This is a genomic window from Herminiimonas sp. CN (assembly GCF_000622895.1).
Taxonomy (GTDB): Bacteria; Pseudomonadota; Gammaproteobacteria; order Burkholderiales; family Burkholderiaceae_D; genus AVCC01.
Map to the genome: position 1 here is coordinate 12,667 of NZ_AVCC01000041.1, position 16,369 is coordinate 29,035.

Genomic DNA, 16,369 nt, shown 5'->3' on the forward strand with positions numbered 1-16,369 from the left:
TCTCTTTTTTATCTCTTACAGGTCTTTTTTCAGTCGTTTTCCAAAATATGGTCTTCGTCGTAATGCACGGACGTCACGAACTTCGGTTTGAAGACGACGCACCAGGCGGGAACAATCAGCACGGCGGCGATCGCATTGACGATGAGCATGAAAGAAAGCAGAACGGCCGCATCGGACTGGAAGCGCAGATCGGACATGAAGATCCACATCACGACGCCGGCAACCAGCGTAACCGCGGTAAAGCTGACGGCGTAACCGGTCGTGGCGACGGCATTGATCACTGCTTTCTTCATGTCGCGCAGGACGGCGAATTCTTCGCGGATGCGGTCCATGAAATACACCGCGTAGTCGATGCCGACGCCGACGCCGACGGCGATTACCGGCACGGTGTTCACGCTGATGCCGATGTTCAGCACCCCCATATAGGCGTAGGTCATCAGCGTCGAGAAAAGCATCGGCAGCACCATCAGCCAGCCGGCATGGAACGAGCTGTAGTAGATCGTCACGATGAGGAAGGCGAGCAGCATGACGGCCGGAATGATGATCATGTGGTCGGTGTGCAGCGCCTGGTTGCCGGCCGCCGTCACGCCTATGATGCCGCCGCCGAGTTCGATGTGCAGGCCAGGTACGTCGGCCTCGATCGTTCTGATTCCCTCTTTTGCCAGGGCCACGATGCGGTTGATCGTTTCGGCCTGGTGGTCCTTGTAGTAGAAAACCATATCGGCCTCGTTTTCGTCGGCGTTGACGAACTCCTTCAGGGCGCCGGGAATCGGGCTGGAAGCCATGTAGGCGAACATCAGGCCGCCGATTTCCTCGGCCGTGTCGGGCAGTTGCATCCAGCGCGGGTCATCGTTGTGCGTCAGCTTGTTCACCACCCGCACGACGCCCGGCATGGCCTTGGTGCCGCCCAGCGTGGGGTCGGACAGCATGTGCTCCTGAAAGCGCTCGATCGCCGCCATCACCTCCGGACGCTTGATGCCGCCCTTCTCGTTGGTGCGCGCGACGACGTGCAGCTCTTCGGAGCCAGGGAAGCGCGTGTTGATCGCCTTGGTGGAGACGTTGTAGTCGTGATTCAGATGCAGCAGCGGTGAGCCCGGTTCGGATTCACCGAGTTGTACCTTGGTGACGCAATAGGCGCCGCCAATCGCACCGATCAGGCTGAGAAGCAGAATGGTACGCGCGCCGCCGTCGGTACCGCCGGTCAGGGCCATGGCCTTGCCAAGGAAATTACGGATGCCTTCGTTGCCGTTTTCGTGTTTCTTCGGTGTCGGCAGGATGGTCAGGGCCAGCGGCACCATGAAGTGAACAGTGAAAATGACCGAGAAGCCCCAGAAACCCGCTGCCATGCCGAGCTTGAAGTTGAACGGCGCAGCGCCAAGCATCAGTACGGCGATCCCTATCGCATCGACGATGATCGCCAGCGACCCCGGGCGGAACAAGGCATCGAGTGCGTTGCGGGCGGCCTTCTTGCCGTCGTGCACGATCGCCAGTTCCTCGTAATAGCGCACGACCAGTTGCACGCCGTGCGACGTGGCGCGTGCCGCAATCAGGAAGGGAATCGGCAGCGACAGGGGTTCGAGGTTGATTCCCATGGCGGCCATGAAACCGAGGCCCCAAATCGAGGACAGCGCAATACCCAGCAGGGGGAGCGCAACCCCGTACAGGCGGCGGAAATAGAAAATCAGCAGCGTGGTCATCAGGAGCAGGGTCCACGCCAGAATCTGTATGATCTGGTTGAGGTAGGTGTAAACCCAGCCGGTGAGCACCGGGTTGCCGGTCACGTAGATCTTGTGACCCGGGGTCGCCAGCGTGGCACGGATTTTCTGCAAGGCGGCGAAGGTCGCCGGATAGTCGATGTCGCCTTCGGTCAGTTGTGCCTTGATCAGCGCCGCCTTCATGTCCGGCGAAACGAGCAGACCGTAGATCGTCGGATTGGCAATGACGTCGTTCTTCAGGCGCTCGAGTTCAGCGATGGTCCGCGTTGGTTTGAGCGGGTCGTAATAGGGCTCGGAAGCGAAGCCGCCCTGGTCGTCGAGAAAAATCTTGCGCGCGGTGCGGTGGGTCAGGCTGCTGACGAGGTTGTGGTTAACGCCCGGCAGGTTGTCGACACCTTGCGTGGCTTCATGAATCAGCTTGAGCGTTTCGTCGTTGAAGATGGTGCCCTTCTCCACTTCGACCGACATGACGATCATGTTGGCGCCGCCGAAGTTTTCTTTCAGGTGGTTGTAGACCTTGATGTAGGGGTGGTTCTGCGGCAGCAGATCGGAGAAGTCGGTGAAGACGCGCAGGCTCGGCAGGGCCGATCCAAAAAGGATCGTCACCAGCATGACCAGCGAGAGAACAATCTTCGGATTGCGGAAAATCCATTCCTCAGCCTTGTGCAGGGCGTGGGTAATGGCGTGACGCACTTTGGTAACCATAGTATTGTTTCCCCCTTCGGCTTATTGTTTGGCGAGCGTGCTGACACTGCGCAGCAAGCCACCCGGGCCGCCGATTACAATCGCGGACTGCCCCGGCAGGGACGCGCCGCCACCGAGAAAAACCGGTACGGTATCGGTATAGGGCACGGCACGCCAGCTGTTACCGTCAAGGCGGGCAATCACACCGCCGGCACCGACGCCGAAATGAACGCCGTCATGCATGAACAGACGGTTGAGCGTGGCCTGCGTGGCATTGTCCTGCTTGCTCCAGGTTTTGCCACCATCGCTGGTGTGCAGCATCTGGCCAGCCAGACCGCTCACCCAGCCTTCGTTGCGGCTGGCAAAGAGCGCGGCATAAGGGTAGAAATCACCGGCGATCTTTGGCCCCTTCTTCCACGTCACGCCACCATCATCGGTCGTCACCGTCAGGCCGAATTCACCGAGAGCGATCGCGTTTTTGTCGTCAAGAAACTGCAGCGTGGTGATCTGCGCATCGGCACCGAGGTCGGTGGTCTTCCAGGTCTTGCCGCTATCGGCGCTGCCGGAGATGACCGCGTTGATGCCGGCAACCCACCAGCCACCCTGACGGTCGCAGGCGACGACCAGCGGGGTGCGCGGCATCTCGAGGGGAGCGGACTGCCAGTTGCGGCCTTCGGCATCGGCCGACCAGACCTTGTGGTAGTGGTCAACGGCCAGAAAGCCCTTGTCGCCACAGGCGGTCAAGTCGACCAGCGAGGTGTGCCCAAGCGCATTGCGTACCCAGGTTTTTCCCTGATCGTTCGAAACGAGTACGGCGCCGCTCTGGGTGCCGACGACGACCACTTTACCGTTGCTGGCAATGGCCTGGCTGATGTCGTAGCGCTGCACGGCACGCTGGCGTTCGCGGGCGATTCCCGACATGTCGGGCGCCGGCGTACAGGCGCTCAGCGCCGCGCACAAAATTAGAGCTTCAAGCGCAAACCGTAACCGTCCTATTGCCCTGTCCATTTCCGTCCCCTCTGTACCTTTGCGGCACTTCTTCTATTGTTTTCGTATCCCAACGGCTTCAATCACGCACTGCCAGCAACGAATTTTTTAGACCCCGCTGTGCCAGCACAGTGACCTCTATGCGAACCTGCGACTACGTGTGTACACTCTGAACAATGGCCTCCGTCAGACCGACAGATCAGGTGCATGAAATATAGGCGGGTCGGCCCGCCCCGACAATTGGTGCGAACACTTAAGCCTTTAGGAGATACCCCCGATCGCGACCTTGCGCGCAAGCCTTGAGGCGACACGCGCAAGCGACAGCCAACCACCCGGCCGGGCGCTTGCTATGAAAAACCCCGCCTCGATCGACCCGTGCGTCGAGCTCCCCGAAAAAATACGTAAGGATAGACGCAAGAAAAAGCGGGTATTTGACGCCGCCGTTGGTGCCGACGATACTTCAACAAACTTTGTCGGCACGCCCATCCCTTCAAGTATTTTCCTTGGGAGCGTACGGCTACAGTGCAGCAAAAAAACGGGGCAAAGGATAAGAAACAATGGCTATTCTCGCCAGCATTCGCGGACGACTGATTCTGCTCGTGCTGTTGCTTGTACTGCCGGCGGCGGCGCTGGTCTATTCGACAGCGCCGCACAACCGCGAGTGGCACGCGCAGGGAAACGAGGGCGAGTAGGTAGAGCAAAGCGCGCATGGCGTCTCCTAGCAATCGGGCAATGGTGTAGGCCGGGCCACTTGGATGCAGTGAAAACGAAATCCGGTGCGACCTGCCCACAGTGCAGTGTGGTGCACGAACACTACTTCATCGCCACCCGCAAGCAATGGCGCCAAGGACTGCAACCACACGTTCAGCGTCACATCCGGCACCATCTTTGCCTTTCATAAGCTGCCGCTCAAGATGTACCTGGCTGCGATCGCCATCTATACCAACGCCGTCAAGAGGATTTCGGCCTTGCAAATGGGCCGCTCTCTGGTGAGACCCACATGGACGGCGCCTACGTCAACGGTCATGTACGCCCGAAGAACAAAAAAGGAAGATCGGATTGACCGCCGCTTGGCCGAGAATCACCGTCCTGACAAGCGCTGCGTGTTCGTGATACGTCAGAAGATCAGTGTCATCGGCGAAGCGCAGCGCATGACACTGGATGTGATGCGTGAAGCTGGCTCGGCACTATGCAGCCGTGAAATCACCAATGCGCTGTTGCCGCGCAAAGGCATTGACTTGACGGTCGCCATCGCCGCCCGAATTCAAAAAAATATCTTGGCCGTGATGCGCCGACTGGAGGCGCGCAACATTGTCAGAGAGATCAATGACAGTGTTGGTGTAATGAAGTGAGAGATCGCCTAACCGAATCAAATATTCAAGCTGCCAGCCGTTCGGCTTGGCGCTTGTTATCCTGCCAGTAACCGCACCAGTCCCGGCTGGTTGGTGTGGTGGCGCACTTCCTGGAAATGTCATCGAAAATATCGCCGTTGCTCATGCGCCGAGTGTCCTCACGGTAGGCCGCTTCGTTGGCGTAGTTCGCCAGATAGAGATTCCCAAACTTATGCATTTGGCCGTACTGCATACGGCGAAAGCGGGAGAAAGCGGATGCTACGGCGAACTTCTGCCCGCCAAAATGCGCCGCGTTGTTTGATATATGCCATATGTAATTTCTCCATTCGTTGAAATAACGCTTGGTCTGAATTCTGTCATTCCGGCACATTTCCGGCAAAGGCCACTTTTTGAACGAAATTTGGCAATGTACAGACAAAAAAAAGCCCCGACGATTTCTCGTAAGGGATTAATTTCACTACATAAAAATTCTGGTGGGCCTCCCGTGAGTCGAACACGGCACCAACGGATTATGAGTCCGCTGCTCTAACCAAGCATGAGCTAGAGGCCCAGTATCTTTCGCGCAGGCTGCCCTGCTTAAATTTATCTCCCTTGGTGGGGGAGATTCGGGGCGAGGTAAAAAACGCCTCGCCAATTTTAAACTATTTAATTACCTTCGAGGAAGCTCTTTAACTTGTCCGAGCGAGAGGGATGGCGCAATTTGCGCAATGCCTTGGCCTCTATCTGGCGAATCCGCTCACGCGTGACGTCAAACTGCTTGCCGACCTCTTCCAGCGTGTGGTCGGTCGACATTTCCACTCCGAAACGCATGCGCAATACCTTGGCCTCGCGCGGCGTCAGGGAATCCAGCACATCCTTGACCACATTGCGCATCGATGCATGCAGGGCCGCATCGGCCGGCGCCAGAGTGTTGTTATCCTCGATGAAATCGCCCAGATGGGAATCGTCATCGTCGCCAATCGGCGTTTCCATCGAAATCGGCTCCTTGGCGATCTTCATGATCTTGCGAATCTTGTCTTCCGGCATTTCCATCTTGATTGCCAGCGTCGCCGGATCCGGTTCGGCACCGGTTTCCTGCAATATCTGGCGCGAGATCCGGTTCATCTTGTTGATGGTTTCGATCATGTGCACCGGAATCCGGATCGTGCGCGCCTGGTCTGCGATCGAACGCGTGATCGCCTGGCGAATCCACCATGTCGCATAGGTCGAGAACTTGTAGCCGCGACGGTATTCGAACTTGTCGACCGCTTTCATCAGGCCGATATTGCCTTCCTGGATCAGGTCGAGGAATTGCAGGCCGCGATTGGTGTATTTTTTTGCAATCGAAATCACCAGCCGCAAGTTGGCTTCGGTCATTTCGCGCTTGGCCCGGCGCGCCTTCATCTCGCCGGCCGCCATCTTCTTGTTGATGTTGCGCAAATCAGGCAATGGCAAAACAACGCGCGTTTGCAAATCAATCAGTTTCTTTTGCAATTCCTGAATGGTCGGCACATTGCGCCCCAAGATAGCGCTGTATGCATGACCGGAGTTGACTTCGCCTTCGACCCAGGAAAGATTGACTTCATTGCCGGGAAACACCTTGATGAAATGCGAGCGCGGCATGCCGCAACGATTCACCGCCACATCCAGTATCTGCTTTTCGATATGGCGCACTTCATCCACCTGCCCGCGCAGGGTATCGCATAGCTTCTCAACCACCTTGGCGGTAAAGCGTATGCCCAGCAGTTCCTGGGAAATCGCTTCCTGCGCCTTGACGTAAGGCTTCGAGTTGTAGCCTTCCTTCTCGTACGACTTGCGCATCTTGTCGAACTGGCTCGAGATGATCCCGAACTTATCCAGCGAATCGCGCTTCAATTGCTCCAGCTGCGCTGCCGAGAAACCAGCGGCGCCACCGGTTCCGCTGGACTCTTCCTCATCCTCTTCGGCCTCGCCATCTTCGTCCGACTCTTCATCTTCATCGTCGTCCGCAGCCGCGGCCGACTGCGGCGCTTCCGACTCGCCTTCGGTCAGATTCACCAGGCCATCGACAATCTCGTCAATCTTGATTTCATCGTTGGCGATCTTGTCGGCTGCAGCCAGAATTTCGGCAATGGTCATCGGGCAGGCCGAAATGGCCTGAATCATGTCCTTCAAACCGTCTTCGATCCGCTTGGCGATTTCAATCTCGCCTTCGCGCGTGAGCAGCTCCACCGAGCCCATTTCACGCATGTACATCCGTACCGGATCGGTGGTGCGGCCGAAGTCGGAATCGACCGTCGACAACGCCGCTTCGGCAGCGGCCTCAGCTTCGTCATCGCTGGCAACGCTGGCTACGTTATCCGACAACAACAGCGTTTCAGCATCGGGCGCCTGCTCGTAAATGGCAATGCCCATGTCGTTGAAGGTGCCGATGATGCCTTCGATTGCCTCCGGATCAATGATATTTTCCGGCAAGTGATCGTTGATCTCCGCATACGTCAGGAAACCGCGCTCCTTGCCCAGCTTGATCAAAATTTTCAGCTTTTCACGGCGCGCCTCAAGCTCTTCCTCTGAAGCTTCGGTATCCGAAGAAAATGCATCCTTCAAAAGCGCTTTTTCTTTTGCCTTGCGATCTTTTGCCTTCGCCTTGTCGGCCGCCTTCAACTCGGTGCGCTCGACCGCATTCAGCGCCGCAATTTCATCATTTTCCGGCTGAAATTCTTTTGGTTTGCGGCCTCGACGTCCTGGCACCTTGATGGTCGGAAGGATATAACCCGAAGTATCGATTGCTGCCAGCGTTGCCGCATCCGTGGTCGACTTCACGATTGGGCCAACTACGTTTTTGGCGTCCTGCTTGACCGCTACAGCTTCAGGCTTGATCTCGGTTTTGATAGGCTTGATAACAGTTTTCGCTTCAGTTTTCTTGGTTGTCACAGGAGCTTTCAATTGCGCAGGAGTCGACTTTGCATCAGTTTTAGACAAAGGCTTTATTCTTGGCTGGGAAGCAGCCCCAGACGCCTTTTTCACGACCGTCTCGGATTCTTCTAATTTGGCAGTTTTTCCGGCCTGCGTTCGGGCAGGCGATTCAGTGTCGGCAAACGCCGCTTTCCCAGTCTTGGAATTGCCAGGCGGGCGGGAAGCAGCGGATGTCCGCTCGACAGACTTCGATGCCGCCGACTTCTCCGCAGTGGATTTCACTTTTGCTTCGCTCGGAATCTGGAATCTCGCAGTTTTTTTCATCGCGCTCACCATGGAATAACCACCAACTCAAATATTTTTACTGCCACAAGTCAAATCGCGCCTGGCGTGGTGATTTCCCGCAACCGCTGACTGGCTTGCAATGCACTCCTCATATTCTCACCGACTCAAAGCCATAAGACCTTGAATTAAAAGCTTTAAATTATAGCATACCGAGCCAAATCCTCCTCAGCCCGGGGCATCATGGGGCGACCAAATGGCACTGGCGTCGCATCCAGAAATGATGGAAACTCGTTTGTTTTGCCACCGCACCGCTTCCTTGCACGCATCTCCAAGTCCTATTCGATACTGTTAACGCATTGCAATTTCAGCATCCGCCTGCCGTCGCAACTGTTCTTGCTCTGACATCAGTTCCATATAGCGCGCACGGACATTTTCCACGCTCTGCCCCGAAGTTGCCAACCGATCCAGTTCCGCCTTGATAGCCTGCATTTTGGTTTGCCTGACAGCACCTGCCAACTCCAGCCGAACCGCATCCAAATCCGATTCGGGTTGCGCTGCCACTTCCGCTATCACCGTATCGAAATCAGAATCGGTCGCCCGTAACTGCTCTGCCAATGCGGCAAAACTCGCATTCGCACCCATCGCCTGACAAGTCGCAACCAACTGCGTCAGCAGCGCCGCATAATCCGACGAAATATGGGCGACTGCTGCCAGCACAGAAGCATCCAGGTCCACCGCCAGAGCGGGATGAGCGATCAGCAAGCGAATCATCTGGCGCTCAAGCCCCATGGGGGCGGCTCGCCTTGTCTTGGGCGGCGCCATGCGCGCTCTCGATACCGGACTGACAAGTTCGAACAGGGTTTCAATTTCCGCCGCAGTCGAAAGCGTTAATTGCGCCAGGCTCCTGACTATTTGCAAACGCAAGGAAGATGCGGGCATTGCCTGCAACAAGGGCTTGGCATCGAACTGCACCCGTGCACGCCCTTCCGGGGTTGCCAAATCATTAGTGCCAATCACTTCCTTCAAAAGAAACTGTGACAGCGGCATCGCATCCTGAATCTGCTGCGAAAAAGCATCCGCGCCCAGTTCGCGCACATAACTATCTGGATCGTGTTCGGTAGGCAGAAATAAAAATTTAATCACCTTGTTGTCAGTCGCCAAAGGCAGGCAGGCATCAAGCGCACGCCGCGCTGCACGGCGCCCGGCCGCATCGCCATCGAAACTGAACACCACATGATCGGTCTGGCGCAATAATTTTTGCACATGCGTCGGCGTACATGCAGTGCCGAGGGTGGCAACCGCCTGCGGAAAACCCAACTGCGCCAGCGCCACCACGTCCATATAGCCCTCGGTCACCAATACATAACCGGCACTGCGTATCGCCTGTCGCGCCTCGAACAAACCATACAACTCCAGACCCTTCTGAAATAAGGGTGTCTCGGGAGAATTCAAGTACTTCGGCTCGCCGCTATCCAAAATCCGGCCGCCAAAACCGATCACCTGCCCTTTTACATTGCGTATCGGAAACATGATGCGATCGCGGAAGCGGTCGTAGCGCCGCCGGTTTGCCCCCGGCTCTTCGCCTTTATCGATAACCAGGCCCGCCTCGACCAGCGCCGCCGCATCGTAATCGGGAAATACTGCACGCAAGCCATCCCAGCCATCGGGTGCGTAACCCAAGCCAAACCTGGCCGCCACCTCGCCTGTCAATCCGCGCTTTTTCAAATAGGCAATCGCCGGCCCGGCGCTGCGCAGCTGGCTGCGGTAAAAATCGCAGGCCTGCGTCATCACGTCGGTAAGCGCCATGTTTCTTGCCTGCGCTTCGGCGCGCTGAGCCGGCAGCAGACGATCCTCTTCCGGCACTGCCAGCCCGACGTTCTGCGCCAGGTCCTTGACTGCATCGACAAAGCCCAGGCCCGAGTATTCCATCAGGAAACCGATCGAGGTGCCGTGAGCACCGCAGCCGAAGCAATGGTAAAACTGCTTGGTCGGACTGACGGTAAAGCTGGGGGATTTCTCGCTATGAAACGGGCACAAACCCATGAAGTTGGCGCCACCTTTCTTCAGTTGCACATAACGGCCGACCACATCGACAATATCGACGCGGCTGAGCAAGTCCTGAATGAAGGATTGTGGAATCATCTCGACTGAAACTTAGGCAATCCGGCGCTCAAGCCTTGCTCAAGGCCGCCTTCACCAATGCCGAGACCGCGGTCATGTCGGCGCGCCCTGCCAGCCTCGGCTTCAGCACCGCCATCAACTTGCCCATATCCTGCGGCCCGGCAGCGCCGGTCTCGGTGATGGCGGCAGCAACGGCAGCCTGCACTTCGGCGTCTGATAATGCAGCTGGCATGTAGACCGACAGAATGGCCAGTTCGACCTTTTCGATATCGGCCAAATCCTGGCGACCGCCGGCCTCAAATTGGCTGATCGAATCCTTGCGCTGCTTGATCATTTTTTCGACGATCGCAAGGACGTGCGCGTCCGTCACCTCAATGCGCTCATCGACCTCTTTTTGCTTGATTGCCGCAGTCAGCATGCGAATCGCACCCAACTTGACAGCATCCTTGGCGCGCATTGCGGACTTCATGTCTTCGGTAATCTGCTCTTTCAATCCCATACCAACCCCATTTCAATCAGATAAACAGAAAAACCCGCAGCGGAGCGACCGGAGCGGGTTTTCAATCCAGCCGCACAAACGTGCGGCGAAAAATTAGAACAGCTTTTTCGGCAGCTGCTGGCTACGAATGCGCTTGTAATGGCGCTTGACTGCGGCAGCAAGCTTGCGCTTGCGCTCTGCAGTTGGCTTCTCGTAAAATTCACGTGCGCGCAGGTCGGTCAACAAACCGGTTTTTTCAATAGTGCGCTTGAAGCGACGCATTGCGACTTCGAACGGCTCGTTTTCTTTAAGGCGAATTGTTGTCATGTAAATTCAAACGATGATTTTAGGAGAAGACGGCAATTTTAGCAGACTTGCTTGCCCGATGAAAGTCTTTTAACGAGAAATTTCTTCCGCTGCTGCCGGCACCGCCTATCGGGTCACACTGACATGCCCGCCGCAGCTCCGGATGCCCAGGCCCACTGGAAATTATAGCCGCCCAGCCAGCCGGTCACGTCTACCGATTCACCGATGAAATACAGCCCCGGCACTTTTGTTGCCATCATGGTCTGCTGCGACAACTCGCGCGTGTCGATGCCGCCCAGCGTGACTTCGGCCTTGCGATAGCCTTCGGAACCGTCGGGGGTGATGACCCAGGCGTTCAGCGACTCTCCCAGCAAGCGCAATTGCTTGTCGGTCATGTCGGCGATGCGGGCGTCGGCCCGGAAGCCCTTGATCTGCAGCCAGCCATCCACCAGCCGCGCCGGCAGCCACTGCGACAAGGTGTTGCCCAGATTCCTCTTGAGTGTTGACTTGCCCTCGATCAATGTTTGCGCGACATCCATGTCGGGCAATAAATCGATGGTGAGCTGCGCGCCGGGCTGCCAATAGCTGGAAATCTGCAATACCGCCGGGCCGGACAGGCCGCGATGGGTAAACAACAAGTCTTCGCGGAAGCTGCCGCGGTTTTTCTTTTCGCCGGCGCTGATCTCGACCGGCAAGGCAATCCCGGCCAGAGCGACGAAGGGTTGCCATTCCGACATATCGAAGGTCAGCGGCACCAGTCCCGGCCGCGGCTCCACCAGCTTGATGCCGAACTGCCGCGCAATCCGGTGCGCGAAATCGGTGGCGCCGATTTTCGGGATGGAAAGGCCGCCGGTGGCAAGCACGACTTTATCAGCCATTATGTTGCCAGCATTGGTTGCCAGCACAAAGCCGCCGTCGGCCTTGCTGATGGCGCTGACGCTGCAGGGCATCTGCCAGTGCACTTGTCCCAGATCGCACTCGGCTTTCAGCATCCTGATGATGTCTTCGGCAGAATCGTCGCAAAACAGCTGTCCCTTGTGCTTCTCGTGATAGCCGATGCGGTAGCGCTTGAGCAAGGCAATGAAGTCCTGCGGCGTGTAGCGTGACAGTGCGCTTTTGCAGAAATGGGGATTGCCTGACAGAAAATTCTGCGGGCCAGCGTCGATATTGGTGAAATTGCAGCGGCCGCCGCCGGAGATGCGGATCTTTTCCGCCAGCCGCGTGGCGTGATCGATCAGCACCACGCTTTTGCCGCGCTGGCCGGCCACCGCCGCGCACATCATGCCGGCGGCACCGGCACCGATTACCGCGACTTCATACTTTTTAGTCATGTACGGAAAAACCTCAACGCGTTAGGAGACCGGCCTGCAATTGCCGGGAAACCTGCACGCAATGCTTCACCTGCTCGGCTATGGTGGCCGGTACCGGCTGCTCCTGGCGCAATACCGCTTCAGTCCAGCGTGCGGTCGAGGCTGCATCCGGCGCTTCGGGCAAGGCGATGTTTGCATCGGCGGTGGACTGGGTTTGCACCAGCGTCGTACATGTTCCCGCGTGGTACCAGTCGATTTGCTGGGCGCGCCGGGCGTTCGCCACGGTTTCCCCTTCGGTGCCGCGCATCAGAAAGACGTCGCCGCGCGCGGCTGGCGCCGCAGTTGCGAAGTAGCTGCTCAACATGGCCAGATATTCCGGATGGGTATACGACGTCAGGCGCAATGCCGGGCCCTTGAAGGGTTGCAATATCTTCACCAGCGTATGAGTTGAATTGCGCACGCCCAATGAGCGCCGCGTTTCCAGCAGACGCGCCATCGCAGGCGCCAGAACCCCGATCGGCATGAAAGCCGGTTCGCGTCGCACAAAGCAGGCCTCGGCTTGCTGCACGCTGTCGGAGTGCACCAAACCCATCGCGGCAAAAATCTCGGCCGTGGTGACGCGACCGGCATCCTGCGTGACGCCATGCACCAGCACCGGCACTCCCTGCCGTGCCAGCAGCAGCGCCAGCAGCGGCGTCAGGTTCGCCATCTTGCGCGAACCGTTGTAACTCGGAATCACGATCGGCGCATAAGCTGATGGCTCGCCCGGCACCGACAATTGCTCGAACGATGCCTCTGCAGCATCGAGAAAGCCGGCAATCTCATCGACCGACTCGCCCTTGATGCGCATCGCCAGCAGGATCGCGCCCAGTTCGAGATCGGAGACGCGTCCATCCAGCATCGCCGCATACATCTGCTGCGCATCAGCGCGCGACAGGCCGCGGGCCCCATCCTTGCCGCGCCCGATTACCTTGATGAAACGGGCCGCCGCAAAATGTTCAGTTGATTGTGCATTTTCCATGCGCGAATTATACCGATTCAAGCGGGGCCGGCTCCGGCAAGTTTTGTCATGCTGCGTTTGCAATTGCCGCGCTTGCCAGCACCATTTGCCTGAGCTCGGGGATGCAGGAACCGCAATTGGTGCCGCATTTGAGTTTGAGCTGCAGGTCAGCCAGCACCGCATCCGACGTGCCCTGCTGCGCATCCAGCATTTCCCTGATTTCCGACTCTGCAACATTGAGGCAATTGCAGACGATCCGGCCACGCGATTTGAAGCCCTGCGGCACCTTGGCCGAGGGCACCAACAGCATGCGACCGAGCGCCGCCACCGGCAGTTCGCCTTCCAGGTATTCCTTCAGCCAATGCTCGGCCGAGGTATCGCCCGCCAACGAAACCGCCGCCAGCTTGCCGTCGCGCACCAGGATATGGCGCGCATTGCCGCGCCTGGCATCGTCGTAGCGCAACACGCCGGCGCCTTCGATGCCGAAACGCGATTCGATTTCCTTCACCAGCGCGGCGTCGGCGACGTAATCGTCGGCGGCACGGAGCAGCACGCCGACTTTTTCGCGCCCGAACAGCGTGCAGGACGCATAGCTGAAACGGCGCAGATACGGCCGCAGCGCCGCTTGCAAGGCCAGCACCTGCGATGCATCGACCCAGCCGAACACCAGAAAACGCCACGGCAGCTCGGCCTTCAGGATCTTGACCGCCGCATGCTTGAGCTCCGGCTGCCTGGACACCGGATCGAGCGTCGACAGCGTCAGCGCATTCACGCCATAGGTGCCGGCGCCATCATGACCGCGGCCGGACAGATATTCCTCGCCCCAGTGCATCGCAATGAAGGCCTGCCCGGCGCGCATCTCTTCACTGGCCACTGCCGGCAAGATTTGCGAACCGCGCCTGCTGGTGACATGGACCAGATCGCCGTTCTTGATCTGGCGCCGCTCCATGTCGAGCTGCGGCATCGCTACCGACGGCTCGGAGGCGTGCGCAAACAATTGCGCGACGGTGCCGGTGCGGCTCATGCCGTGCCACTGGTCGCGCAGGCGTCCTGTCGTCAAATGAAACGGGTAGCGCGCCTCGACCGCTTCTGCCACCGGCCGATACACGGTATTGACGAATCTGGCGCGGCCGCTGGCGGTCGGGAAAATCCCGTCCTCGTACAGCCGCTGCTTGCCGCTCGCGGCGCCCTGCGGGAACGGCCATTGCTGCGGCCCCTGCTCTTCCAGCATCCGGTAAGACAGGCCGGTGATGTCGAGATCGCGTCCACGCGTGGTTTCGCGGTGCTCGTTCCAGATCTGTTCCGCGCTCTCGTACGGAAACAAGGTGTTGCTCTTGCCCATCAATACTTCCAGCCGGCAGGCGAAATCAGTCACGATTTCCCAGTCGTGGCGGGTCTCGGCCGGCTTAGCCAGCACCGGCTTGAAGCGGGTGATGCGGCGCTCGGAGTTGGTGACGGTGCCGTCCTTCTCGCTCCAGGTGGTGGCCGGCAGCAGCACGTCGGCATAGTCGACCGTCGCGGTGGTCTGGTAGGCTTCCTGCACGATCACCAGCTCGGCTTTTTTCAGCGCCTCGCGCACCAGCTTCTGGTCCGGCATCGACTGGGCGGGATTGGTGCAGGCGATCCACAGCAGCTTGATCTCGCCAGCGCGCACCGCCTCGAACATCTCGACCGCGGTCTTGCCCGGCTTGGCCGGCACCTGGTCCACGCCCCACAGCTTGGCGACTTCGGCGCGGTGCTCGGGATTGGCCAGGTCGCGGTGGGCCGATAGCAGATTGGCCATGCCGCCGACTTCACGCCCGCCCATCGCATTCGGCTGGCCGGTCAGCGAAAACGGTCCGGCGCCGGGCTTGCCGATCTGGTGCGTGGCCAGGTGCAGGTTGATCAGCGCCGCATTCTTGGCGGTGCCGGACGACGACTGGTTCAGGCCCTGGCAATACAGCGACAACGCGGCCTTGGAACGGCCGAACCATTGCGCGGCCTGCACCAGATCAGCTTCGCCGATGCCGCACAGCTCGGCCACGTATTTGGGCGTGTAATCGCGCACTGTCTGCTTCAGTTCGGCAAAGCCTTCGGTATGGGCGTCGATATAGGCACTGTCGAGCAGGTCTTCCCACAGGCAGATATGCAGCATGCCGTTGAACAACGCGACGTCGGTGCCCGGCAGGATCGGCAGGAACAGGTCGGCTTCGCGCGCGGTATCGGTGCGGCGCGGGTCGGCGACGATCACTTTCAGCTGCGGATTGTTCTTGCGCGCATCTTCGATGCGCCGATACAGGATCGGATGCGCATACGCGGTGTTGGAGCCGACGATGAAAATCAGCTCGGCCTGCTCGATATCCTCGTAACAGGTAGGCGGCGCATCGGCGCCCAGCGTCTGCTTGTAGCCGGCCACCGCGCTCGACATGCACAGGCGCGAGTTGGTGTCGATATTGTTGGTGCCGATCAAGCCTTTGGCCAGCTTGTTGAACACGTAATAGTCTTCGGTCAGCAGCTGGCCGGAAACATAGAAACCGACGCTGTCCGGCCCGTGCTTCTTGATCGTATTGGCGAATTGTTGCGCGATCGCGTCCAGCGCCTGGTCCCAGCCGGCCCGCACGCGCGGCACAGTGCGCGTGCTGCGCAGTTCCGGATACAGCGCGCGCGCCTGCTGCTGCAGCAGCGGGTTGGCCGTCAGATGCAGCGTACTGCCCTTGGTGCACAGGCGGCCGAAGTTGGCCGGGTGCTCCGGGTCGCCGCGCACGCCGGTCACCTGCACGCCGTCGGTCTCGACGATGACGCCGCAACCGACGCCGCAGTAACAGCAAGTTGCCTTGGCTTCGCGCGACAGGTTCATGTGGCTGCCACCTCGGCCGCCAAGGAATCCAGTTCAACCACGTCCAGATACACATCGCCGGCCTCGACCTGGACGCTGAATTTTTGCGCGCAGCCTTGATCCGGTGCGGCGGCGCAGCCGGAATCGAGTTCGATGTTCCAGTTGTGCATCGGGCAGGCGACCCGTTCGCCGTAGACGATGCCCTGCGACAGCTGCCCGCCCTTGTGCGGGCAACGGTCGAGCAGCGCAAACACCTTGTCTTCGCTGTTGCGGAAAATCGCCACATCCGGCTTTCCAGCGCGCTGCAGCACGCGCGCGCCCAGCACCGGAATATCGGCAAGCTTGCAAATGAGCTTCCATTGATTCGACATTTCAGATCCTTATCATACTATGTGTTGTATATATAAAAACAGAGCATTGCCGCACTATTTCAGAGCGAGTT

14 protein-coding genes and 1 tRNA gene are annotated in these 16,369 nt (G+C 58.6%); 3 read left to right on the forward strand and 12 right to left on the reverse strand.

Annotated features, from left to right (window positions below):
* Positions 1-29: 29 nt before the first annotated feature.
* Together HMCN_RS0110270 and HMCN_RS0110275 are read right to left on the reverse strand one after the other, a co-directional pair.
* On the reverse strand, positions 30-2,420 hold the full coding sequence (locus tag HMCN_RS0110270; protein ID WP_025917305.1) for an RND family transporter: 2,391 nt from the start codon (positions 2,418-2,420) through the stop codon (positions 30-32).
* 21 nt (positions 2,421-2,441) lie between these two features.
* The gene (locus tag HMCN_RS0110275) at positions 2,442-3,407 is read right to left on the reverse strand and encodes a YCF48-related protein (protein ID WP_025917306.1); all 966 of its coding nucleotides are present in this window, start codon (positions 3,405-3,407) and stop codon (positions 2,442-2,444) included.
* Positions 3,408-3,943: 536 nt separating this feature from the next.
* Between HMCN_RS0110275 and HMCN_RS19995 the strand changes: the two genes are divergently transcribed.
* Together HMCN_RS19995 and HMCN_RS19675 are read left to right on the forward strand one after the other, a co-directional pair.
* Positions 3,944-4,078 carry a hypothetical protein gene (locus HMCN_RS19995; RefSeq protein WP_255342428.1) on the forward strand — a complete coding sequence of 45 codons (135 nt, stop codon included), beginning with the start codon at positions 3,944-3,946 and terminating at the stop codon, positions 4,076-4,078.
* Between the two features lie 84 nt (positions 4,079-4,162).
* The gene (locus HMCN_RS19675; RefSeq protein WP_202962660.1) at positions 4,163-4,738 is read left to right on the forward strand and encodes a hypothetical protein; all 576 of its coding nucleotides are present in this window, start codon (positions 4,163-4,165) and stop codon (positions 4,736-4,738) included.
* 25 nt (positions 4,739-4,763) lie between these two features.
* Here the strand turns inward: HMCN_RS19675 and HMCN_RS20000 are convergent, their stop codons facing one another.
* From HMCN_RS20000 to rpoD, 3 genes are all read right to left on the reverse strand, one after another.
* Positions 4,764-5,108 (reverse strand): transposase, encoded by a 345-nt coding sequence (locus tag HMCN_RS20000; RefSeq protein ID WP_025917308.1) that lies wholly within the window; start codon positions 5,106-5,108, stop codon positions 4,764-4,766.
* Between the two features lie 101 nt (positions 5,109-5,209).
* Positions 5,210-5,288, reverse strand: a tRNA-Ile gene (locus HMCN_RS0110295).
* Between the two features lie 95 nt (positions 5,289-5,383).
* Positions 5,384-7,630 carry an RNA polymerase sigma factor RpoD gene (rpoD, locus tag HMCN_RS0110300; RefSeq protein ID WP_025917309.1) on the reverse strand — a complete coding sequence of 749 codons (2,247 nt, stop codon included), beginning with the start codon at positions 7,628-7,630 and terminating at the stop codon, positions 5,384-5,386.
* Between rpoD and HMCN_RS19840 the strand changes: the two genes are divergently transcribed.
* Positions 7,551-7,955 carry a hypothetical protein gene (locus tag HMCN_RS19840; RefSeq protein WP_238552100.1) on the forward strand — a complete coding sequence of 135 codons (405 nt, stop codon included), beginning with the start codon at positions 7,551-7,553 and terminating at the stop codon, positions 7,953-7,955. The two genes, rpoD and HMCN_RS19840, sit on opposite strands and share 80 nt — an antisense overlap.
* 290 nt (positions 7,956-8,245) lie before the next feature.
* On the opposite strand, the gene dnaG is transcribed toward HMCN_RS19840, so the two are convergent.
* The 7 genes from dnaG to nirD all read right to left on the reverse strand — a co-directional run bounded on the left by dnaG (position 8,246) and on the right by nirD (position 16,298).
* The gene (gene dnaG, locus HMCN_RS0110310; RefSeq protein WP_025917310.1) at positions 8,246-10,039 is read right to left on the reverse strand and encodes a DNA primase; all 1,794 of its coding nucleotides are present in this window, start codon (positions 10,037-10,039) and stop codon (positions 8,246-8,248) included.
* A gap of 28 nt (positions 10,040-10,067) precedes the next feature.
* Positions 10,068-10,517 carry a GatB/YqeY domain-containing protein gene (locus tag HMCN_RS0110315; RefSeq protein ID WP_025917311.1) on the reverse strand — a complete coding sequence of 150 codons (450 nt, stop codon included), beginning with the start codon at positions 10,515-10,517 and terminating at the stop codon, positions 10,068-10,070.
* 93 nt (positions 10,518-10,610) lie between these two features.
* On the reverse strand, positions 10,611-10,823 hold the full coding sequence (gene rpsU, locus HMCN_RS0110320) for a 30S ribosomal protein S21 (RefSeq protein ID WP_025917312.1): 213 nt from the start codon (positions 10,821-10,823) through the stop codon (positions 10,611-10,613).
* A 113-nt stretch (positions 10,824-10,936) separates the two neighbouring features.
* A complete protein-coding gene (locus HMCN_RS0110325; protein ID WP_025917313.1) occupies positions 10,937-12,133 on the reverse strand; it encodes an NAD(P)/FAD-dependent oxidoreductase in 1,197 nt (398 codons plus the stop codon).
* Positions 12,134-12,146: 13 nt separating this feature from the next.
* Entirely contained in the window at positions 12,147-13,133 is a 987-nt protein-coding gene (ybiB, locus tag HMCN_RS0110330) for a DNA-binding protein YbiB (protein WP_025917314.1), read from the reverse strand.
* A 46-nt stretch (positions 13,134-13,179) separates the two neighbouring features.
* The gene (locus HMCN_RS0110335; protein WP_035626630.1) at positions 13,180-15,948 is read right to left on the reverse strand and encodes a nitrate reductase; all 2,769 of its coding nucleotides are present in this window, start codon (positions 15,946-15,948) and stop codon (positions 13,180-13,182) included.
* The gene (nirD, locus tag HMCN_RS0110340; RefSeq protein ID WP_025917316.1) at positions 15,945-16,298 is read right to left on the reverse strand and encodes a nitrite reductase small subunit NirD; all 354 of its coding nucleotides are present in this window, start codon (positions 16,296-16,298) and stop codon (positions 15,945-15,947) included. The genes HMCN_RS0110335 and nirD overlap by 4 nt, the downstream gene beginning before the upstream one ends.
* Positions 16,299-16,369 lie beyond the last annotated feature (71 nt).